This window comes from Micromonospora sp. HM5-17 (assembly GCF_003762835.1).
Lineage (GTDB): Bacteria > Actinomycetota > Actinomycetes > Mycobacteriales > Micromonosporaceae > Plantactinospora.
This window is the reverse complement of sequence record NZ_RJWA01000005.1, coordinates 1-21,339: the sequence shown is the minus strand read 5'-3', so window position 1 is coordinate 21,339 and position 21,339 is coordinate 1. Positions and strand designations below refer to the sequence as shown.

At 72.5% G+C, this 21,339-nt stretch carries 16 protein-coding genes, 3 tRNA genes and 1 pseudogene; 10 read left to right on the top strand and 10 right to left on the bottom strand.

The features are described from left to right. Positions 1-24: 24 nt before the first annotated feature. From EF879_RS15740 to typA, 4 genes are all read right to left on the bottom strand, one after another. On the bottom strand, positions 25-951 hold the full coding sequence (locus tag EF879_RS15740; RefSeq protein WP_123559325.1) for an NlpC/P60 family protein: 927 nt from the start codon (positions 949-951) through the stop codon (positions 25-27). Between the two features lie 100 nt (positions 952-1,051). Continuing rightward, positions 1,052-2,143: a mandelate racemase/muconate lactonizing enzyme family protein gene (locus EF879_RS15735; protein ID WP_123559323.1), complete on the bottom strand. Its 1,092-nt coding sequence runs from the start codon at positions 2,141-2,143 to the stop codon at positions 1,052-1,054. 25 nt (positions 2,144-2,168) lie between these two features. Next, the gene (locus tag EF879_RS15730; RefSeq protein ID WP_123559321.1) at positions 2,169-3,011 is read right to left on the bottom strand and encodes a serine hydrolase; all 843 of its coding nucleotides are present in this window, start codon (positions 3,009-3,011) and stop codon (positions 2,169-2,171) included. A gap of 33 nt (positions 3,012-3,044) precedes the next feature. After that, positions 3,045-4,913: a translational GTPase TypA gene (gene typA, locus EF879_RS15725; RefSeq protein WP_123559946.1), complete on the bottom strand. Its 1,869-nt coding sequence runs from the start codon at positions 4,911-4,913 to the stop codon at positions 3,045-3,047. A gap of 136 nt (positions 4,914-5,049) precedes the next feature. On the opposite strand from typA, the pseudogene EF879_RS15720 reads away from it, so the two are divergent. The 3 genes and pseudogenes from EF879_RS15720 to EF879_RS15710 all read left to right on the top strand — a co-directional run. After that, a pseudogene (locus EF879_RS15720) lies at positions 5,050-6,450 on the top strand (DedA family protein); the annotation flags it as partial. A gap of 326 nt (positions 6,451-6,776) precedes the next feature. Continuing rightward, complete coding sequence (locus tag EF879_RS15715) at positions 6,777-7,631, top strand: transglycosylase SLT domain-containing protein (RefSeq protein WP_123559319.1); 855 nt, start codon at positions 6,777-6,779, stop codon at positions 7,629-7,631. 150 nt (positions 7,632-7,781) lie between these two features. Continuing rightward, positions 7,782-8,672: an N-acetylmuramoyl-L-alanine amidase gene (locus EF879_RS15710; RefSeq protein WP_123559317.1), complete on the top strand. Its 891-nt coding sequence runs from the start codon at positions 7,782-7,784 to the stop codon at positions 8,670-8,672. Between the two features lie 233 nt (positions 8,673-8,905). Here the strand turns inward: EF879_RS15710 and EF879_RS15705 are convergent, their stop codons facing one another. Beyond that, entirely contained in the window at positions 8,906-9,946 is a 1,041-nt protein-coding gene (locus tag EF879_RS15705) for an NAD(P)-dependent oxidoreductase (RefSeq protein WP_123559315.1), read from the bottom strand. Between the two features lie 125 nt (positions 9,947-10,071). Here EF879_RS15705 and EF879_RS15700 point away from each other — a divergent pair, with 125 nt between their 5' ends. After that, positions 10,072-10,647, top strand: coding sequence for a helix-turn-helix transcriptional regulator (locus EF879_RS15700; RefSeq protein WP_233604502.1), 576 nt, complete (start codon positions 10,072-10,074; stop codon positions 10,645-10,647). A 71-nt stretch (positions 10,648-10,718) separates the two neighbouring features. On the opposite strand, the gene EF879_RS15695 is transcribed toward EF879_RS15700, so the two are convergent. Continuing rightward, complete coding sequence (locus EF879_RS15695) at positions 10,719-10,922, bottom strand: cold-shock protein (RefSeq protein ID WP_123559311.1); 204 nt, start codon at positions 10,920-10,922, stop codon at positions 10,719-10,721. A 207-nt stretch (positions 10,923-11,129) separates the two neighbouring features. Here EF879_RS15695 and EF879_RS15690 point away from each other — a divergent pair, with 207 nt between their 5' ends. Further along, entirely contained in the window at positions 11,130-11,768 is a 639-nt protein-coding gene (locus EF879_RS15690) for a DedA family protein (RefSeq protein ID WP_199736457.1), read from the top strand. Positions 11,769-11,937: 169 nt separating this feature from the next. After that, positions 11,938-12,198, top strand: coding sequence for an SCO4848 family membrane protein (locus tag EF879_RS15685; protein WP_123559309.1), 261 nt, complete (start codon positions 11,938-11,940; stop codon positions 12,196-12,198). Positions 12,199-12,367: 169 nt separating this feature from the next. Here EF879_RS15685 and EF879_RS15680 read toward each other — a convergent pair. From EF879_RS15680 to rsgA, 4 genes are all read right to left on the bottom strand, one after another. Next, positions 12,368-12,439: transfer RNA gene (locus tag EF879_RS15680), tRNA-Gln, on the bottom strand. 49 nt (positions 12,440-12,488) lie between these two features. Next, positions 12,489-12,564: transfer RNA gene (locus EF879_RS15675), tRNA-Leu, on the bottom strand. 110 nt (positions 12,565-12,674) lie between these two features. Then, positions 12,675-12,747, bottom strand: a tRNA-Glu gene (locus EF879_RS15670). Between the two features lie 590 nt (positions 12,748-13,337). Next, positions 13,338-14,405 (bottom strand): ribosome small subunit-dependent GTPase A, encoded by a 1,068-nt coding sequence (gene rsgA / locus EF879_RS15665; RefSeq protein WP_123559307.1) that lies wholly within the window; start codon positions 14,403-14,405, stop codon positions 13,338-13,340. Positions 14,406-14,780: 375 nt separating this feature from the next. On the opposite strand from rsgA, the gene EF879_RS15660 reads away from it, so the two are divergent. The 4 genes from EF879_RS15660 (at position 14,781) to uvrC (ending at position 21,300) form a co-directional block, all read left to right on the top strand. After that, positions 14,781-15,437, top strand: coding sequence for an MBL fold metallo-hydrolase (locus EF879_RS15660; RefSeq protein WP_123559305.1), 657 nt, complete (start codon positions 14,781-14,783; stop codon positions 15,435-15,437). A 329-nt stretch (positions 15,438-15,766) separates the two neighbouring features. After that, a complete protein-coding gene (gene uvrA / locus EF879_RS15655; RefSeq protein WP_123559303.1) occupies positions 15,767-18,700 on the top strand; it encodes an excinuclease ABC subunit UvrA in 2,934 nt (977 codons plus the stop codon). Between the two features lie 101 nt (positions 18,701-18,801). Then, complete coding sequence (locus tag EF879_RS15650) at positions 18,802-19,287, top strand: Rieske (2Fe-2S) protein (RefSeq protein ID WP_123559301.1); 486 nt, start codon at positions 18,802-18,804, stop codon at positions 19,285-19,287. 75 nt (positions 19,288-19,362) lie between these two features. Then, positions 19,363-21,300, top strand: coding sequence for an excinuclease ABC subunit UvrC (gene uvrC, locus EF879_RS15645; protein WP_123559299.1), 1,938 nt, complete (start codon positions 19,363-19,365; stop codon positions 21,298-21,300). Positions 21,301-21,339: the final 39 nt, after the last annotated feature.

Below are 21,339 nucleotides of genomic sequence, written 5' to 3'. Positions count from 1 at the left end.
GGGTGACCCGGTCGGTGGCCGCCGTCAGCAGAGCACCCGGTGCACCCCGACCAGGGTCGCGGCCCGCTCGGCCGGCATCGGCTCCTCCAGCACCCGCCGCTTCGTGTAGCAGGCGTGCAGCATCCGCCGGTCGCCGCGTCGACCGGGGCGGGCGGTGACGATGCCGATGTGGTGGATGCGGCGGCCGGGGCGGGCGAAGAAGTAGAGGTCCCCGGGGCGTTCCGTACCGAGGGCGACCGGGGTGGTCGCCGCGGCCTGGTCGTCGGCGTCCCGGGGCAGCCGGACGCCGAACCGCCGCCACGCGAGGTGGACCAGCCCGGAGCAGTCGATGCCGTACGTCGACACGCCGCCCCACAGGTAGACCACATCCCGGAGCCGGTTCGCCACCGCGAGCACCTCCGCCGGCTGCGGCGGTCGGGTCGGCGCCACGGTGACGTGGTCGTCGGCGACCCAGAGCGGGTGGTCGTAACCCGGAACCCGGACCGGACGCCAGCCGCGCTCGGCCGGCCCCGCCCCGGCCAACCGGGTGCCGAGGATGACGCCGGGCAGCTCCACCCGCCCGGCCGGGGCGGCGTGCAGCGCGGTCACCGTCGCGGCCACGACCAGGGCGGGGGCCGGCGGCGCGGTGTCGGAGGGCTCGGCGAGCTGGTCCACCGGAAGCCAACCGGGGTAGCCGCGCGGGTCGAGCTTGGCAGCGGGCTGCTCGAGCGCGATCAGGCGAGCCCAGCCGTCCGGCCGGATCTCCTCGACCAACACCCGCTCGCCCAGCAGGAGCTGGCTGAGCACGCAGTCCCCGACCCGCTGGTCGGCGGTCAGCCTGGAGATCCACCCGGGGATGTCGGTGCGCCGGGCCAACGCCGGTGCGTCCACCGGACGCACCGCCTCGGGGCGGCTCCACAGGGTGGCCACGGCGACCCGGACGACGGCTTCCTGACCTGGGCGCACCGTCATGTCGCCCCCTCCGTCCTCAACTACGCGCCCGACCCTATGAAACTTAGCGCCACAAGGCAATGTCGGAATGAACATTGCCTTCAGGGTTGTCCGGACCCGGTCAGCTCGGCGTGGGAGCGGCGCGCAGGCCGGTGATACCCAGTCCGGGCGCGTCCGGGAGCAGGACGTACGGGGCGGCGTACCGGATTCCGCCCTGAACCGGCGTCCAGGCCAGCCACCAGGCGGCGTCCAAATCGGAGACGGCGCTGGTGCCGTACGCCCCGACCAGACTCGCGGCGGCCCCCAGCCCGATCTGGCTCTCCATCATCGAGCCGACCACCGTCCCCACCCCGTGCTCCCGGGCCAGTTCCAGCAGGGTACGGGCCGGTCCCAGTCCGCCGCACTTGGCCAGCTTGACGTTGACCAGGTCGGCGGCCCGCCGCCGGATCACCTCGATGAGGTCGCGAACCCCGTACACCGCCTCGTCGGCGAGGATTGGCAGGTCGACGCGCTCGCTCACCCAGGCCAGCCCGGCGATGTCCGCACCCGACACCGGCTGCTCGACCATCTCGACGTCCAGCCCGGCGTCCTCGATCGCCCGGATCACCCGTACCGCCTCCCGGGGCGTCCAGCCCTGGTTCGCGTCGAGCCGGATCCGGGCCTGGGGACCGGCGGCGGCCCGGACCGCGCGGACCCGGGCCAGGTCGCCGGCGGGATCGGTACCGACCTTGACCTTCAGGACGTCGAAGCCGTCCGCGATCCGCTGCTTGGCCGCCGCGGCGAGGTCCCCGGCGTCGCCGGCGGAGAGGGTGACGTCGGTGGGGATCTGCCGTGACACCCCGCCGAGCAGCCGGACCAGCGGTATGCCGAGCCGGCGGGCGGCCAGGTCGTGGAGCGCCACGTCCACCGCGGCCTTGGCCGCCTCGTTGCCGACGACCGCCCGGCGGACCTCGGCGCACCGGGCCACCAGGTCATCGGCGCTGCGGCCGGTGAGTATCGGTGCGAGCATCTCCTCCACGCAGGCCTGGGCGCCGCCGATCGAGGCCCCGGTGACCTGCCACACCTGCGGCGCCTCGCCGAAACCGGACCGGCCGTCGGAGTCGATCACCTCGACGACCAGGGTCTCCACGGTGGTCGTCCGACGCAGCGCGGTCACGAACGGGGTGTGCAGCGGGGCGGAGAGCCGGTGGGTGCGGACAGCAGCGATCGACATGGCTCAGCACCCTACCGGCGCCCGCTCAGCGGGTGCCGCCCAGCCGGTGCCGGGCCTCCCAGGCCATCGCCGAGATCCGGGCGATCAACCGGCACGCCGCCTCGTCGTCACCGGCGCTGCCGGCCGCGGCGCTGGTGCAGACCACGATGGCGTACGGCGGTGCGTCGTCCGGGAAGACCATGCCCGCCCCGTGCCGTACCCCACGGACCCAGCCGTTCTTGTGCGCGATCCGTACCCCCGCCGGCAGGCCCGCCGCCAGGTCCTCGCCGCGCTCCTGCCGGAAGAGCACGTCGAGCATGGCGGAACAGGTGCCGGGCTGGGCGAGCCGCGAGCGGGTGATCGCGCAGAAGAGTCCGGCCAGGTCGGCGGCGGTGACCTGGTTGTCCAGCCCGGCGTCCCGGGCGGCGAAGTCCTCGATCCCCCGGGCGGTACGGCTGTGTCGGGCGCCGCTGTCCGCCCAGACCGCGGCGACGGTGGGCAGGCCGACGTGTCCCAGCACCAGGTTGGTGGCGAGGTTGCTGGACCGGATGATCATCCGCTCGGCGAGCCAGCGCAGCGTCGCCGTGCCGCCGAGCCGGGCCCACACCGCGTCGTCGTTGTCGTCCTCGGCGTCGCAGGAGAAGCGCCCGCCGCCGGGCTTCGCCGACGGGAAGTCGTTGACCACCGGCACCGGTGCGTCCAGGTCGATCGTGCCCGCCTCCGCCGCCCGGTAGAGAGCGGCCAGCACGGCAACCTTCATGGTGCTGGCCGCGTAGTGCGGGCTCTCCGGCAGCCGGGTGTACGCCGGCCGGATGCCGGGCCGGCCGACGTACACCGAGACGGTGCCGGGCGTGGCGGCCAGGTCGGTGTCGAGTTCGTCCCAGGTCATGTGTGTCTCGTGGATCGGTGGTGGGAGCGGGGGTCAGCTGGCGTGCTTACGCCGGGCGGCGGCCCGGGCCCGGGCGGCGGCGTCGAGGATGACCTTGCGCAGCCGGATGGCGTTCGGGGTGACCTCGACACACTCGTCCTCCCGGCAGAACTCCAGGGCCTGCTCGAGGGAGAGCCTGCGGGGCGGGATGAGCTTCTCGGTCTCCTCGGCCGTGGAGGCACGCATGTTCGTGAGCTTCTTCTCCTTGGTGATGTTGACGTCCATGTCGTCGGAACGGGAATTCTCGCCCACGATCATGCCCTCGTAGACCTCGGTCGCCGGCTCCACGAAGAGTGTGCCGCGTTCCTGCAGGTTGAGCATGGCGAACGCGGTCGCCACGCCGGCCCGGTCGGCGACCAGCGAGCCGGTGTTGCGGGTTCGCAGCTCGCCGAACCACGGCTCGTACGACTCGAAGACGTGGTGCAGGATCCCGGTACCGCGGGTCGCGGTGAGGAACTCGGTCCGGAACCCGATCAGGCCCCGGGCCGGGACCAGCCACTCCATCCGGATCCAGCCGGTGCCGTGGTTGACCAGCTGCTCCATCCGGCCCTTGCGGGTGGCGAGCAGCTGGGTGATCGCGCCCAGGTGCTCCTCCGGAGCGTCGATGGTGAGCCGTTCCACCGGCTCGCACACCTTCCCGTCGATCACCCGGGTCACCACCTGCGGCTTGCCGACGGTCAGCTCGTACGACTCGCGGCGCATCTGCTCGACCAGGATGGCCAGCGCCAGCTCACCCCGGCCCTGCACCTCCCAGGCGTCCGGCCGGTCGGTCGGCAGGACCCGCAGCGAGACGTTGCCGATCAGCTCCCGGTCCAGCCGCTCCTTGACCATCCGTGCGGTGACCTTGGTGCCCTTGACCCTGCCGACCAGCGGCGAGGTGTTGGTGCCGATGGTCATCGAGATGGCCGGCTCGTCGACGGTGATCAGCGGCAGCGGTCGGGGGTCCTCGGGATCGGCGAGGGTCTCGCCGATCATGATTTCCGGGATCCCGGCGACCGCGATGATGTCGCCCGGCCCGGCCGACTCCGCCGGGGTCCGCTCCAGTCCCTCGGTCATCAGCAGTTCGGAGACGCGGACCCGCTCGACGGTGCCGTCGGCGCGGCACCAGGCGACGGTCGCGCCCTTGCGGATGGTGCCCTGGTGGACCCGGCACAGCGCCAGCCGGCCGAGGAACGGCGAGGCGTCGAGGTTGGTGACGTGGGCCTGGAGCGGGTGGTTCTCGTCGTACGCCGGCGGCGGGATGGTGTCGAGCAGGGTGCGGAAGAGCGGCTCCAGGGAGCTGCTGTCGTCCGGTACGGTGCCGTCGGCGGGCTGGGTCAGCGACGCGATCCCGTCCCGGGCGCAGGCGTAGACGATCGGGAAGTCGATCTGCTCCTCGTCGGCGTCGAGATCGAGGAAGAGCTCGTACGTCTCGTCCACGACCTCCTTGATCCGGGCGTCCGGTCGGTCAACCTTGTTGATCACGAGGATGATCGGCAGCCGCGCCCGGAGTGCCTTGCGGAGCACGAAGCGGGTCTGCGGCAGCGGGCCCTCGCTGGCGTCGACCAGCAGCAGTACCCCGTCGACCATGGTCAGGCCGCGCTCCACCTCGCCGCCGAAGTCGGCGTGACCGGGGGTGTCGATGATGTTGATGGTGACCGGCGCGGAACCGTCCGCCGGCAGGTACCGCACGGCGGTGTTCTTGGCCAGGATGGTGATGCCCTTCTCCCGCTCCAGATCCATGGAGTCCATCACCCGCTCACCGGGCTCGGCGCGGGCGGAGAAGGCGCCGGCCTGCCGCAGCATGGCATCGACCAGGGTCGTCTTGCCGTGGTCGACGTGGGCGATGATGGCGACGTTGCGGAGGTCGGCGCGGGTCTGCATGTTCCCCATCCTCCCAGTCCCCGGGTTTCCGGCCGGCGTCCGGGTTCCCCCCGAGGCGCGCGGGTGGATTGAGCCGTAATCATGGGAGTGTCCCATTGCCAGCCTGGCATGCTGGCGGGGAATTCGGGGGGTGGACGTGCAGGAAGTCCTGGCGGTGGTGCAGGAGTGGCCGCCGTTGCTCGTCTACCTGGCCGCCGCCCTGCTGGTCGCCACCGAGACCGCGTTGATCGTCGGTCTGGTGATGCCCGCGGAGGCGACCCTGCTGCTGGTCGGGTTTCTCGCCTACACCGGACTGCTCCGGCTCGGGCCCGCGCTGGTGGTGATGATTCTCGCCGCCGCGGTGGGAGACACCCTGGCGTTCCGCAGCGGCCGGCGGTACGGGCCGCGGCTGCGGGCCAGCCGGTGGGGCAGCCGGGTCGGTGCGGAACGCTGGCGGCGGGCGGACGCGATGCTGCGCCGGCTCGGTGGCCGGGGCGTCCTCGCCGCCCGGTGGGTGGCGTTCGCCCGTACCCTCGTGCCCCGGCTGGCCGGGAGTGCCGGCATGCCGTACCGGCGGTTCGTCCCGTGGAACCTGGCCGGGGTGGTCAGCTGGGTGGGCGGTTCGGTGCTGGCCGGGTACCTGGCCGGGGAGTCGTACGAGACGGTCTCCCACTATCTGGGCCGGGCGACCGGGGCGGTGCTGCTGCTGATCGTCTTCATCGTCGTGATCGTGCTGGTCGGCCGCTGGCTGGGCCGCAACCCGGATCCGGCCCGGGCGTTGCTGGCCCGGGCCACCGCGCTGCCGCCGCTGCGCTGGCTGGTCCAGCGCTACGGCGTGCTGTTCTTCGTGCTGGCGATCCGCATCGGGCCCGGTTGGACGCTGGTGACCAACCTGGTGGCCGGACTGGCGCTGCTCTTCGTGGTCGGGCTGGCCCTGGCCTGGCTGCTCGACCTACTGGTGGCGCAGAGCGGGCTGGCGGTGGTGGACAGCACGATCGCCGAGTGGTTCGCGGCACGGCGTACCGAGGAGGTGGCCGAACTGGCGCGGGCCACGATCGGGGTGCTGCGCGGGCCGGTGCTGATCCTCGTGGTGGCGGTGGTCGCCGCCGTGCTGGGCTGGCGGAGCCGACCGTGGCGGGCCGACCTGTTGAGCGTGGTCGGTACGGCCGGTGCCTTCGTACCGCTGGTGGTGCTGGCCCTGGTCGCGGACCTGACGGGGCCGGGCCGGAGCAGCCCGGTGGGGCTCTTCCCGGCGCAGAACGCGCTGGTCGTGGCGAGTCTCGGCACGCTGGCCTGGCTGCTCGGCCGCAACAGCCGGTGGCCGGTGGCGGTCGCGGCCTGGACGGTGGCGGCGGTCGGGGTGGTGACGGTCGCCGGAGCCCGGCTCTACGTCGGGTGGAGCTCGGCGAGCGAGACCGTGACCTCGATGCTGCTCGGCGGGCTCTGGACGGCGGTCTTCATGGTCGCCTGGGTGACCCGGGACCGGGCGTTGCGAACCGTCGACACCGGGCTCGGCGACGCCGCGGCGGGGAGTCGGACAGCCGAGCCGTCGGATCCGGCCGTCGAGGATGGAGAGAACGGACCGGCTGTCGGGGACGCCTCCGCCGGCGGGTGCGCCCCGGGTGGCGGGCCGGTCGACGGCGCGTCCGCCGCGGGCGGCGCGCCCGCCCCCGGGAGCGGGGAGGACCCGGCGGGGCCGGGGAACCGGACCGGAGGCGGCGACGGAGACCGGCACGGCCACGCGGTCGGCGACGGAGACCGGCGCGGTGGCGGGCCGGGGGAGGCGACGGAGGCCGGCACGGTGGCACCGGAGTGCGGCGGGGTCCCCTGACCCGCCCGCGGCCTGCTAGGGTCCCCCTCCGGAATCTCACGGGGGAGCGGCTGATGACCGGACGGGTACGACGGCTCGGGCTGGTGTTGGGGGCGACGGTCCTGGCGTTCGTGGCGGGCTGCGCCAACGGCGAGACGGGGGCAACCGACTCGGCGGCGGAGATCGCGGCGGGCGTCGACCAGGCGACCGACCCGACGACCGGCCCGGACGTGGAGCCGACTCCGGAACCGTCGTCGGTGGCGGGACTGGGCGCCCGACCGACGCCGTCCGCCACCCCGTCCAAGACCCCGAGCAAGCGGCCGACCCCGCGGCAGAAGCCGAAGCCGCCGGTCGAGACCAACGTGCCACCGGCGCCGAAGCCGGTGAACGACGGTGGATGCACCAAGCCGCGGTACGAGGGGGAGGCGGCGAGCCGGGCGGCGGTGAAGCAGGCGCTGACCAACGCGGCGGGGCGGACCTACTGGCCGGTCTCGGCGCCGAGCATCAAGATCCCGCTCAACCTGCTCAAGGCCACCGCGTGGCAGGAGAGCGGCTGGCAGTCGAACATCATCGCCTGCGACGGCGGGGTCGGGCTGATGCAGGTGATGCCCGACACGGCGACGTGGATGAACCAGCGCTTCGAGAAGTCGTACGACATCAACGACTACCAGGACAACGCCTACCTGGGCGCGACGTACCTGGCCTGGCTCACCAAGTACATCGGGGACGCGTTCTTCGACGGCGACTACCGGCTGGACGCCGACCTGTGCACGAGCGAGCTGAACTCCTGCCTGCTCAACGCGGTGATCTCGGCGTACAACTTCGGGCACGGCGCCGTGGTGACGGACGAGGGGATGCGGATCCCGAACCCGCAGTACGTCCGCAACGTCCGGGCGTTGATGACGGAGTGTGAGTGCCTGTCGTTCTAGGCGCGGTGGCCTGAGCGCTCGGAGAGCCGGCTCCACCCCGGTTGACCATTGCTTTTGCAGATTTTGGCATGCTGACCGACTGGACGCCGGTCGTCGGGAGTCGATACGTTCGGTAGTGGAACCCCGCCTCCGAGTTAGGAGGGTCGACCGATGCGACTGCTCTGGCTTCCCGACGTACTCCGGTCGGCCGGGCTCACCGTGCACGAGGTCGGCGGGTGGCGTGATCGCGGGTCGAGCTCCTTCGACCCGCACGGGATCATCATCCACGAGACCAGGGGATCCCGGACGAGCACCGACGCCGGTGAGATCTACGTCCTGCTGAACGGCTCCCCCACCGCGCCACCGCCGATCGCCCAGCTCTACCTCTCCCGTACCGGGCACTGGCACGTCATCGCCTCCGGCCGCTGCAACCACGTCCGGATCGGCTGGGCCGGCCCGTTCAAGGGAGTCGGCAACTCGGGTCTGCTCGGCATCGAGGCGCAGCACGCCCTGAACGAGCCGTGGACGGATCGGCAGTACGACTCGTACGTGCGGGGGGTGGCGGCGATTCGTCGCCGTACCGGGTGGGGGATCGCGGGGCACAAGGAGCACCAGCCCGGCGGCTACGGCCACTCCAGCGTCAAGACGGATCCCAGCTTCAACATGGACCGGTTCCGGCGCGACGTCGATGCGCTGCTGTCCGGAGAGGAGAACATCATGCCGGCACTGTCTGACGAGCAGCAGAAGCAACTGTTCACGTACGCGAAGGACGTCAACTACATCCTCTGGCATGGCGCGCAGAAGCCGGACGGCAGCGGGCGTACCGACATCCGACAGCACTTCTACAACATCGAGGGCATGCTGACCGAGATCAAGGCCAACCAGATGACGATGCTCGGCAAGGACTGGGTGAACGAGCAGGAGATCATCGACGGTGTCCTCAATGGACTCGGGTCGAAGGACCTCGACGACGTGGTCACCGCGCTGAAGGCGGCGTTCGGCGACCGCGCGGCGGAGTTGGCCACCAAGCTGGCCGCCGCGACCACCACGCCGGCCAGCTAGCGACGGCTCCGCCGCCCGGCCGGTTCCGGTGGTCCGCCGGCCGGCGCGCAGCGGCGGCGTCGCGCCGGTTGGCTCGCACCAGCGTCACGCGGCCCCGCACCGGCGGCGTCGCACGGGCCGGCCGGGGCGGCGGTGGTGGCCGGCCGGGTCTGGTGTGCTCGGCCGCGCCGGCCCGGGGACGTCCGGCATGTCCGGCCGGCGGGGAGCCGGGCCGTCGCGGTGGGGAGACGCGGCTACCGGTGCCGGCGCAGCCAGGCGTCCTCGGCCAGGTAGTCGAAGTAGTCGGTCCGGTAGTTGTGGACCAGGGCCGGGAAGACGATGCGCCAGTCCCGGCCCCGCGCGGCGTCCACAAGCCAGCGCACCGTCTCGGGGAGCGAGTCCAGGTAACCGACGACCGGGCGGTAGCCGAGCTGCCGCTGCGCCACACTCATGTCCAGCACCACCGGTTCCGGTACCGACCAGGGCGTCTCACCCACCGGGGGTGCCGGGGACGGTCCCTCGATCAGCACCTCCTCCGCGTCGTGGTCCAGTACGGCGTGGACGGCCGCGCCGATCTCCGCCACCGTGGGCGGCTCCGGGTCGGCGGCGTTGAGCACCCGGGCGCCGGGCTCGTTGGCGGCGAGCCGGATCAGCTCGGCGAGGTTGGCGGTGGAGACCGGGTGGAACCGGCTCCGCCCGCCGTAGGCGAGGATCCGGACCGGACGCCCGTCCAGGGCCCGCTTCACGAAGTGCCACTCGCGTGGGTGCACGCTGTGCGGCCCGTGGACGGCGCCGGCCCGCAGCAGCGTGGTGGGGAGAACCGCCCCGGCGGCGAGCAGCTCACGTTCCAGGGCGGCCTTCTCGCTGGCGTAGCCGGCGCCTGGGCCACCGTCGGAGGGGGCGACGGTCGGCTGGGTCTCGGGGATCGGCACCGGGAACCGGACACCCTCCTCGCCGAGGCCCCGGCCGGCGTCGTCGACGTAGACCGCCGCGCTGGAGATGACGACCGCCGAGCCGATCCGGTCGGCGAGCGCGAGGAGCTGGCGGGCGTGCCGGCCGCCGTACGCGACCGTGTCCACCAGCACGTCGCAGCCGTCGCCGAGCGCGGTCGCCAGCGCGGCGTGGTCCTCGCGGTCGAGGTGCACCAGTTCCACGTTCCAGGCGGGTGGCCACGGCGCGCCCGCGCGCAGGCCGCGGGCGGCGGCGCGGACGTGCCAGCCGTCGGCGACCAGCGCCCGTACGGCGGCGCGTCCGATCTGGCCGGTGGCCCCGAGCACCAACGCGACCTTCTCCATACGGCTCAGGCTAGGGGCCGGTGGTCTGGCTCGGGCCTCGGTTTCCGCCGTCGGCCGAATTGTCGATGGATGGTGTGCGCGGATCCCTCATGCATCAGGGGCGCTGCCGGTGTCAGGATGGCGGCGTGGAGAACGCCGACGTCGGTCAGGGCGCCGAGTCCCGGGTGCTGGCCGCGATGTCCCACCCCCTGCGCCGGCGCCTGCTGGACGTCCTCGAGGCGGAGGGACCCGCGACGGTCAGCGTGCTCGCCGAGCGGACGGGCCAGGCGGTCGCCAACGTGAGTCACCACCTGCGGGTGCTCGGTGCCGCCGGGCTGATCGAGGCGGCTCCCGACCTCGCCCGCACCAGCCGGGAACGCTGGTGGCGGCTGGTTCCCCGGAGAGTGCGTTGGTCGAGGCGTGACGATGCGGGGGACCCCGCGGCCCGGGTGGTCGCTGACGCGGCCACCGCGCTCAACCTGGAGCGGCAGATCGGCGTGGTCCGGGCCTGGTACGCCGCGGGCGACGACGCGCACGCCGCGTGGGGGAAGGGGCCGTTCTCCACCGACCGGTGGTTGCGGCTGACCCCGGAGGAACTCGCCGAGTTGGAACAGGAACTGCAGGAACTGCTCGCACGCTGGGAGAACCGGAAGATCCCGGAGGACGGCCGGCGACGCGAGCCGGTGCTCTTCTTCGCGTACGGCATTCCGGCCCAGCCCTGAGCGGCGTCGCGACCCGTCCACAGCCCGTCCCGCCGCGGCCGTCGGTCTGCGGTGGCCCACGGGGGAGGGGGTCAGCGGGGTTGGACGTTCGCCGCCTGCGGGCCCTTCTCGGCCTGGGTCACGTCGAACTCGACCTTCTGGCCCTCACTGAGTTCCCGGTACCCGGACGTGGCGATCGCCGAGTAGTGGACGAAGACATCGGGGCCCCCACCATCCTGTGCGATGAAGCCGAAGCCCTTTTCCGAGTTGAACCACTTCACGGTGCCGGTTGCCATTGCGTGTCTCCTTAGCGGCGCGTCTGTTCGCGGCGCGCCCCGTACGTCACTGACAGTAGCGGCCTTCGGGGTGGGGCGCGGCCGGAAGGCCCGACGTACCGGCGGGATCCGGCGGGTGGGGAGGAGTCGACCCCGAGATCGCCTCAGGGTGATGTCGGGGCTGGACCCGGATGTCCGGATCGGGGAGCCGGCGTACGGTTTCGGGGCGTGGGGGACTCCTTGGGCCAGGTGGGGGAATTGCCGACGGCGCTGTTCCTGGCGGCGCTTGGTGTGATCATGGTGCTGGACGCCATTCCACTGCTGGGCGTCCTGGTGCCGGGGGACGTCGCGGTGCTCACCGCGGTGGGGGTCGGTCGGCCGGCCAGCGCCAGCGCCTTCCTCGCCGTCATCGGGGGCTGCCTGGTCGGGTGGTCGCTGACCTTCCTCGCCGGGCGGATGTTCGGCGCCCGGCTGCGGCGGAGCCGTGCCGGCGCGTGGATCGGAGAGACCCGCTGGTCGGCCGCGGAGCGGCTGCTCGACCGCGGCGGCGGGCGCATGGTGATGGTGGCGCCCTTCCTGCCGGTGCTGAACGCGGTGCTGCCTCTCGCCGCGGGGGGACTGCGGATGTCGTACCGGCGGTTCCTCGGGTTCGCGGCGGTCGGCGCGGTGCTCTGGGCCGGGCTCTACCTGGTGCTCGGCACCGTGGCCCGGTCGCTGGGCAATCTTCTGCCCGGTGAGACCTTCGCCACGGTCGGCACGCTCGGCTTCGGCCTGCTCCTCGGCGGGCTCATACTGCTCGGGCTGCGTAACCGGCTCGGCGAGGCGATCCAGGATCGACCGGTTCGGGCTGACCGGCTCGGGGCGTGACACCGCGGTGCGCCACCGGCCCGGCTCAGGAGATCATCGGCTCGCGCCACCGGGTCCGACGTGGGGTCCACCGCGCGACGCCCCGCTCACGCGGCGCCGGCGCGCCGGACGGGATGCGCCGGCGCGCGCCCCGGCCGACCCGCGGCTCGGCCTGGCATACTGGCCAGCCATGGTGCTGTCGAGAGGCTGGGCCGCGTTCCTGGTCCTGGTCGGGATCTGGACCTGGGCGATCTGGCCCCGCTTCGCCGTGGCGATCTGGCAGGACCCGCGGTCCTGGTCGACCGGGGAGATCGGCCAGGGAACGCCCACCGGATTCCTCTGGGTGCACGCGCTGCTGATCGTGGCGTCCCTGGCCATCGGCACCGCCGTGGGGGTGCTCGGGGTCCGCGGTTGGTGGGCGGCCCGGCGACGCGGTTCGGCGGAGGGCTGAGCTCCGGCCGGGCGGGACGGCGCGCGGGCAATCCGGCCGGTACGGACCGGGCCGCTCGACCGGGGTTTCGGCCGGGTGCGGACCGGCAGCCGTCGCGGTCGGTATGCGGTGAGTGCGCAACGTGTGGCCCTCGGGTCGGTGCCCCGCTCGGTGGGCGCCGAGAGCATCGCTCCCGGACGAGGATTCGAACCTCGGTTTCCTGAACCAGAATCAGGCGTCCTGCCAGTTGGACGATCCGGGAATGGTCCGGTGGGCGGGACTCGCCGGGCCGCGGTGCGGCTTCGGGCACCTGGTGCTCCGGGTGCGATTCGAACGCACACTGGGCGCGGTTTGAGCGCGCTGCCTCTGCCATTGGGCTACCGGAGCGGGCGGGACCGCGCGCGGCTGAGGAGGCCGGGGGCTCCGGCGGTCCGGGGGCAGGTCGCCCTACCGAACCACCGCCGCGTCGTTGTCCGGTGACAACTGTAATCGGTGCGCAGACCGTGCCGGAATCGAACCGGCGGTCTCCAGGTTGAGAGCCTGGCGAGTTCTCCACTACTCCAACGGTCCTCGATCGGTCCGGGTCGGGATCCGCACCCGGTGTCTCCGGTGCCGACACCCGGCGGGTTCGCGGTCTCCCGTGCCCGGAACCACCCGGCCGGCGCGGGGTGGGCCGCGCGGGCCGGACGTACGTACCACTATGGACGTGTCAAGGGCACCGGTCCTGCCGGCCGGGGCCGGGGAGGCGGCGCTCCGGGCTCGGCGTGTGACCGTCGGCTGTGGAGGCTGCGGCGCCGTGCTTCCGCCCACGCCGCACTGCCGGTTGCGGCACATCTCCACCGACGGCCCGCCGACGCCGTCGGCACCCCACCGGCCGGGCGGGAGGCCCGAGCCGGGGACGACCCCCGGACCGCGCGGCGACGGCATCCGCCCGGGCGACCGGGCCAGACCGCGCCGCCCGCAGCGGTCGGGACGAGGTCGGCCGCCATCGGGTGATCCCGTCGGGCGGCCCGGTCCCGGGTGACCGGCGTACTGACCACGGTAGGAGCCGCACCGGGGAGGCGACAACACCTTTCCGGCCCGGTCCGGCGATCCGGTCCCGGCCGGCTCCCGCACCCGGCTCGGTGCTCGCCGGGCCGCGAGCCGGGCTCCCGGCCGGCTCACCGACCCGCTGTACGCCTGCCGCGCTGCTGGCGGAGTCGCCGCCACCGCTGCCGCTCCTCGGCCGCGAGCCGGGCATCCCGGCGCCGCGTCTCGTACGCCACCTCGCGCTGGAGTTTCTGCCAGTTCTCCCACCGGCGCGCCCCCAGCTCGCCCGAGTCCAGCGCGGCCTGAACCGCGCAGCCGGGCTCGCCCCGGTGCCCGCAGTCGGCGAACCGGCACGCCGCCACCAGCGCCGCCACGTCCGCGAACGCCTGTTCGAGTCCCGCGGCGGCGTCGAGCAGGCCGACCGCCCGCACGCCGGGGGTGTCGATCACCGCCCCGCCGCCCGGAATCAGGATCAACTCCCGGTGGGTGGTGGTGTGCCGGCCCTTGCCGTCCACCCCGCGTACCCCCTGGGTGGTCATCACCGTCGCCCCGGCCAGCGCGTTGACCAGGGTCGACTTCCCGGCGCCGGAGGGACCGAGCAGGGCGAGGGTACGACCGGCGGCCAGCAACGACCGCAGCCGGGCCAGCCCGTGCCCTCGCTGGGCGCTTACCGGTAGCACCTCGACCCCGGGCGCGGCCTGGCGTAGCTGGGCGGCGACCGCCGCCGGGTCGGCGACCAGGTCGCACTTGGTGAGGACCACCAGCGGCTGCGCCCCCGACTCCCAGGCCAGGGCGAGCAGCCGTTCGATCCGTCCCACGTCGGGCGCCGGATGCAGCGGCTCGACCACCATCGCCGCGTCGATGTTGGCGGCCAGCACCTGACCGCTGGCGTCCTTGTCCGAGGTCCGCCGGATTACCGCCGTCCGCCGGGGCAGCACCGCCTCGATGGTGATCCGCTGGTCCGGCCAGGTTCGGATCACCACCCAGTCGCCCGCGCACGGCAGGTTCACCGCGTCCCGGGCTGCCGCCAGCAGGAGGGCGCCGGCGAGGCTGGCCCGGACCGTGCCCTCGGCGGTGAGCACAGTGCTGACCCCCCGGTCGGCACGGATCACCCGCCCGGGCTGGTGGTCACCGCCGCGTTCGGGGTACGCGGCGGCCAGCGACGCGTCCCATCCGAGGGACGCGAGATCGAAGGTCATGTCAATCCTCGCCGTCAGAACGTGCCGTACGGGAAGGACGCGGTCCCCGGGTATGCGCCGTGCGTTGACGGTAGGCGGCGACCCGACCACGCCGAAAGCCATTTCCGGGTGCCGGCGGCGATCGTCGGGGCGATCGCCTTCGCCGGCCCGCTATCGTCGGTACCCACGGCGCCGGTCCCCCGCCCGCGAGGGTGGACCGGCACGGCCGCCGTCCGCAGGTCCCCGCGGACGGAGTCGGGCGTACGATCCGCGCCCAGCGCCGGATCGGTCCGTCGGCCAGCCGCCGGATCGATCCGTTGGCGGCCGACGCGACCGGTACGCTCGCCGGACCCGCCCCGTGCCCGTCCGGCCGGACCTGACTCGGAGGTACGACCCATGAGCACCTACACCGGCAATGTCACCCCCGGCGGCCCGGCGGACGTACGGGAGATGACCGGACTGATCATCAGCAAGCTCTCGGTGGGCCCGATGGACAACAACGCCTACCTGCTGCGCTGTCCCACCACCGGCGAGCAGGTGCTGATCGACGCGGCCAACGAGGCGCCCCGGTTGCTGGAGCTGATCGGGGACGGCGGCCTGTCGGCCGTGGTCACCACCCACCGGCACCGGGACCACTGGGTCGCGCTGGAGGAGGTGGTGGCGGCCACCGGGGCCCGGTCGCTGGTGCACGCCGCCGACGCCGAGGGGCTGCCGATCCCCTGCGAGCCGCTCGCCGAGGGCGACCGGATCCGCGTCGGCGAGCGCGAGCTCGAGGTGATCCATCTCGTCGGGCACACCCCCGGCTCGGTCGCCCTGCTCTACCGTGACGACGCCGACGGGACCCACCTCTTCACCGGGGACTCCCTATTCCCGGGTGGGGTCGGCAACACCGACCGGGATCCGGAGCGGTTCGGTTCGCTGATCAACGACGTCGAGCACAAGCTCTTCGACCGGCTCCCGGACGAGACGTGGTTCTATCCGGGCCATGGCCGGGACAGCACGCTGGGTGCCGAGCGTCCCGCCCTCCCGGAGTGGCGGGCCCGCGGCTGGTAGGCGCCGTCCGGCACCGTCGGGGCGGCCGGCCTCGTCGCGGCGGCCGGGCTCGTCCTCGCGCCGGCGGTCCACGCGCGGGTGCCGGCGGTCTGCGCGCGGCGCCGGAGCCGGGCCGGTCTCCCGGAGCCTGCGGCGGCAGCCGTCCGGCGGTGGACTGATCGGTCGGGCCGCCTCGCTGGCCCGGGTACGGGTGCCGTGAGCTGCGGGAATGACCGGGTGCGCGAGACTGTCATACGCCGGGGCTAGAGTTGCCGAGGCGCGTCTCTGCGCCGAGAGCGGCGCTGCTGTGCGCCCATAGATCCGGACAAAACGTATGGAGTGCGCGGACAGTGGCTGACCGACTGATCATCCGTGGCGCGCGGGAGCACAACCTGCGCGATGTGAACCTCGACCTGCCGCGCGACGCCATGATCGTCTTCACCGGCCTCTCCGGCTCGGGGAAGTCCAGCCTCGCCTTTGACACGATCTTCGCCGAGGGTCAGCGGCGGTACGTCGAGTCGCTGTCGTCGTACGCCCGGCAGTTCCTGGGGCAGATGGACAAGCCGGACGTCGACTTCATCGAGGGCCTCAGCCCGGCGGTCTCGATCGACCAGAAGTCGACCTCCCGCAACCCGCGCTCCACCGTCGGAACCATCACCGAGGTCTACGACTACCTCCGGCTGCTCTTCGCCCGGATCGGTGAGCCGCACTGTCCGGTCTGCGGCGAGCGGATCAGCCGGCAGAGCCCGCAGCAGATCGTGGACCGGGTGCTGGCGATGCCGGAGGGCACCAGGTTCATGGTGCTCGCCCCGGTGGTCCGGGGCCGCAAGGGCGAGTACGTCGACCTCTTCGCCGAGCTGCAGGCCAAGGGGTACGCCCGGGCCCGGGTCGACGGGGTGGTCTACCCGCTGACCGAGCCGCCGAAGCTGAAGAAGCAGGAGAAGCACACCATCGAGGTGGTGGTGGACCGGCTCACGGTCAAGGCCAGCGCGAAGCAGCGACTGACCGACTCGGTCGAGTCCGCGCTCGGGCTCTCCGGCGGGCTGGTCCTGCTCGACTTCGTCGACCTCCCCGAGGACGACCCGGACCGGGAGCGCCGCTACTCCGAACACCTGGCCTGCCCCAACGACCACCCGTTGGCGATCGAGGATCTCGAACCCCGGGTCTTCTCCTTCAACGCCCCGTACGGCGCCTGCCCCGAGTGCACCGGGCTGGGCATGAAGAAGGAGGTCGACGCGGAGCTGGTCGTACCCGATCCGGAGCGCACCCTGCGGGAGGGCGCGATCCAGCCGTGGTCCGGCGGGCAGACGATGGAGTACTTCCTGCGGCTGCTGGAGGCGCTGGGCGAGGTCGAGCACTTCGACCTCGACACCCCCTGGCGGGCGTTGCCGTCCCGGGTGCAGAAGACGATCCTGCACGGCTCCAGCGACCAGGTGCACGTGCGCTACCGCAACAAGTATGGCCGGGAACGCTCCTACTACACCGGCTTCGAGGGCGTGGTGCAGTGGATCGAGCGTCGGCACAACGACACCGAGTCGGAGTGGTCCCGGGAGAAGTACGAGGGCTACATGCGGGACGTGCCCTGCCCGGTCTGCCGCGGCGCCCGACTCAAGCCGGAGGTGTTGGCGGTCACCGTCGGCGGGCGCAACATCGCGGAGGTCTGCGCGCTCTCGGTCGGCGAGTGCGCGGAGATGCTCGGCGGTCTGACCCTGACCGACCGGCAGAAGATGATCGCCGAGCGGGTCCTCAAGGAGATCAACGCCCGGCTCCGGTTCCTGGTCGACGTCGGGCTCGACTACCTGTCGCTGGACCGCCCCGCCGCCACCCTCTCCGGTGGCGAGGCGCAGCGGATCCGGCTGGCGACGCAGATCGGCTCCGGCCTGGTGGGCGTCCTCTACGTCCTCGACGAGCCGTCGATCGGGCTGCACCAGCGGGACAACCACCGGCTGATCGAGACGCTCGTCCGCCTGAAGAACCTGGGCAACACGCTGATCGTGGTCGAGCACGACGAGGACACCATCCGGACCGCGGACTGGATCGTCGACATCGGCCCGGGCGCGGGTGAGCACGGCGGGCGGATCGTGCACAGCGGCCCGGTGCCCGAGCTGCTGACGAACGAGGAGTCCGTGACCGGGGCGTACCTGTCCGGGCGCCGGTCGATCCCCACGCCCGGACAGCGCCGGCCGCAGACGCCGGGCCGGGAGCTGGTGGTGCACGGGGCGCGCGAGCACAATCTGCGCAACCTGACCGTGCCGTTCCCGCTCGGGCAGTTCATCGCGGTCACCGGGGTCAGCGGCTCCGGCAAGTCCACCCTGGTCAACGACATCCTGTACGCCGTCCTGGCGAACCAGATCAACGGGGCGCGCCTGGTGCCCGGGCGCCACCTGCGAATCACCGGGCTGGAACACGTCGACAAGGTCGTCGGCGTCGACCAGTCACCGATCGGGCGTACGCCGCGGTCGAACCCGGCGACGTACACCGGGGTCTGGGACCACATCCGCAAGCTCTTCGCGGAGACCACCGAGGCAAAGGTGCGGGGGTACGGGCCCGGCCGGTTCTCGTTCAACGTCAAGGGCGGCCGGTGCGAGGCCTGCAGCGGCGACGGCACGATCAAGATCGAGATGAACTTCCTGCCGGACGTGTACGTCCCGTGCGAGGTCTGCAAGGGTGCCCGGTACAACCGGGAGACCCTGGAGGTGCACTACAAGGGCAGGACCGTCTCCGACATCCTGGAGATGCCGATCGAGGAGGCCGCCGAGTTCTTCTCGGCGATCCCGGCGATCCACCGGCACCTGAAGACCCTGGTCGACGTCGGCCTTGGCTACGTCCGGCTCGGCCAGCCGGCGCCGACGCTCTCCGGCGGCGAGGCGCAGCGCGTCAAGCTCGCCGCCGAGCTGCAGAAGCGGTCGACCGGGCGGACCGTCTACGTCCTCGACGAGCCGACCACCGGGCTGCACTTCGAGGACATCCGCAAACTGCTCGGCGTGCTGAACAGCCTTGTCGACAAGGGCAACACCGTGATCGTCATCGAGCACAACCTCGATGTGATCAAGACCGCGGACTGGCTGATCGACATGGGACCCGAGGGCGGTCACCGGGGCGGTACGGTGCTGGCGATCGGTACCCCCGAGGAGCTGGCCGAGGTTCCGGAGAGCCACACCGGCCGGTTCCTCCGCCCGATCCTGGGGCTCAGCGGTCCGCCGAAGGGTTCGACGGCGGCGGCCGCCCGCGCCACGAAGGCCAACGGCGGTGCGGCCCGGGCCGGGCGCGGCACCACGTCCTGATGACGAGCCGGTTGAACCGGTTGCCGGATATATCCGTGTCTTCGGGCATGGCCGCGGACGACCAGGAGCGCGGCGTCGACGTTGATCAAGAAAGGCAAGGCATGAGTGACGAGCAGACCGTGACCGGGCCGGGCACGCACACCCGACGGGCACTGCTGGCGGGCGCGGGGGCGGTGGGCGCCTCCATGGTGCTGGCCGCATGCGGCACGGGCGACGACGATGCCCTGGACGGGGGGAGCGGCGGCACTCCCGCGGGCACGCCGGGCGGAGACAGCGCGACGGGCGCTCCCGCCGGCGGCGGCACGGTGCTGGCGAAGACCAGCGAAATCCCGGTCGGCGGTGGGAAGATCATCGCGGACCAGCAGGTCGTGGTGACCCAGCCGACCAAGGGCGAGTTCAAGGCCTTCAGCTCCATCTGCACCCACCAGAACTGCCCGGTGACGAGCGTCGACGGCGGCACGATCAACTGCAGTTGCCACTTCAGCAAGTTCTCGATCGCGGACGGCTCGGTCAAGGGCGGCCCGGCGACCAAGGCACTCGCCGCCAAGAACATCACCGTCACCGGGGACGACATCGTCCTCGCCTGAACCCGGGTCCCGGCGCGACCGGCTCCGCCGTCGCGCCGGGACACCCCAGATTGATCACCGATTAGGCTTGTCGACGTGCCTGACCCCGCCACCTATCGCCCGGCGCCGGGCACGATCCCGGACGCGCCCGGCGTCTACCGGTTCTGGGACCCGGACGGCCGGGTGATCTACGTCGGCAAGGCGAAGAGCCTGCGTAGCCGGCTCAACTCGTACTTCGCCGACCCCGCGTCCCTGCACGAGCGCACCCGCCAGATGGTCACCACGGCCGCCCGCGTCGACTGGATCATCGTCGGGACCGAGGTCGAGGCGCTCCAGCAGGAGTACACCTGGATCAAGCAGTACGATCCGCGCTTCAACGTGCGCTACCGGGACGACAAGTCGTACCCGTACCTTGCGGTCACCCTGGACGAGGAGTTTCCCCGGTTGCAGGTGATGCGGGGAGCCAAGCGTAAGGGCGTACGGTACTTCGGGCCGTACTCGCACGCCTGGGCGATCCGGGAAACCCTGGACCTGCTCCTGCGGGTCTTCCCGGCCCGGACCTGCTCGTCCGGTGTGTTCAAGCGCCAGGCACAGATCGGCCGCCCCTGCCTGCTCGGCGACATCGGCAAGTGCTCGGCACCCTGCGTCGGCCGGATCTCCGCGGACGAGCACCGGCGCATCGTCGACGAGTTCTGTGACTTCATGGGCGGCCGCACCGACACCATGATCCGGCGCCTCGAGCGGGAGATGGGGGAGGCCAGCGAGAAGCTCGAGTTCGAGCGCGCGGCGCGACTGCGGGACGACATCGCGGCGCTGCGCCGCGCCATGGAGAAGCAGACCGTGGTCCTCGGCGACGGCACCGACGCCGACGTGGTCGCCTTCGCGGAGGACCCGCTCGAGGCCGCCGTCCAGGTCTTCCACGTCCGCGACGGTCGGGTACGCGGTCAGCGCGGCTGGGTGGTGGAGAAGGTCGAGGAGTTGACCACCGGCGACCTGGTGCACCACTTCTGCAGCCAGGTGTACGGCGGGGAGCAGGGCGAACGCGACGTACCCCGGGAACTGCTGGTGCCGGCGCTGCCCGCCGACGTCGACGCGTTGGCGGCCTGGTTGTCCGGCCGGCGCGGCAGCCGGGTCACCCTCCGGGTGCCGCAGCGCGGTGACAAGAAGGCGCTGCTGGAGACCGTCGCCCGCAACGCCGCCGAGGCACTGACCCGGCACAAGCTGCGTCGGGCCGGGGACCTGACCACCCGCAGCGAGGCGCTGGACGAACTCACCGAGGCGCTCGGGCTGCGTACGGCCCCACTGCGCATCGAGTGCTACGACGTCTCCCAGATCCAGGGGACGGACGTGGTGGCCAGCATGGTCGTCTTCGAGGACGGCGTGCCCCGCAAGAGCGAGTACCGGCGGTTCGCGATCCGCGGCGCCACCGACGACCTGTCGGCCCTCTCGGAGGTGCTGCGTCGTCGGTTCACCCGCTACCTGCAGGCGCGGGGCGAGACCGGCGAGATCGGCGAGGAGATGGCCTCCGACCCGGATCGGCCCGGGATCGACCCGACCACCGGCCGGCCCCGCAGGTTCGCCTATCCGCCGCAACTGGTGGTGGTGGACGGCGGGCAGCCGCAGGTCGCCGCCGCGGCGGCCGTGCTGGCGGAGCTGGGCATCGACGACATCGCGCTCTGCGGGCTGGCGAAGCGGCTGGAGGAGGTGTGGCTGCCCGGCGATGAGTTCCCGGTGATCCTGCCCCGCGCCTCCGAAGGGCTCTACCTGCTACAACGCGTCCGGGACGAGGCGCACCGGTTCGCCATCACGTACCACCGGCAGCGGCGTTCCAAGCGGATGACCACCTCCGGTCTGGATCAGGTCCCCGGACTCGGCGAGGTACGCCGCAAGGCGTTGTTGCGCCACTTCGGATCGCTCCGGCGGCTCTCGGCGGCCACGCTGGAGGAGATCGCCGAGGTGCCCGGCATCGGGCGCCGCACCGCCGAGGCGATCGTCGCCGCCCTGCATCCGGCGGAGTCGTCGCATCAGCGGTAACCGGCGTCAACGCGCCAGGGTCGGTGCCGGCGATCGGCT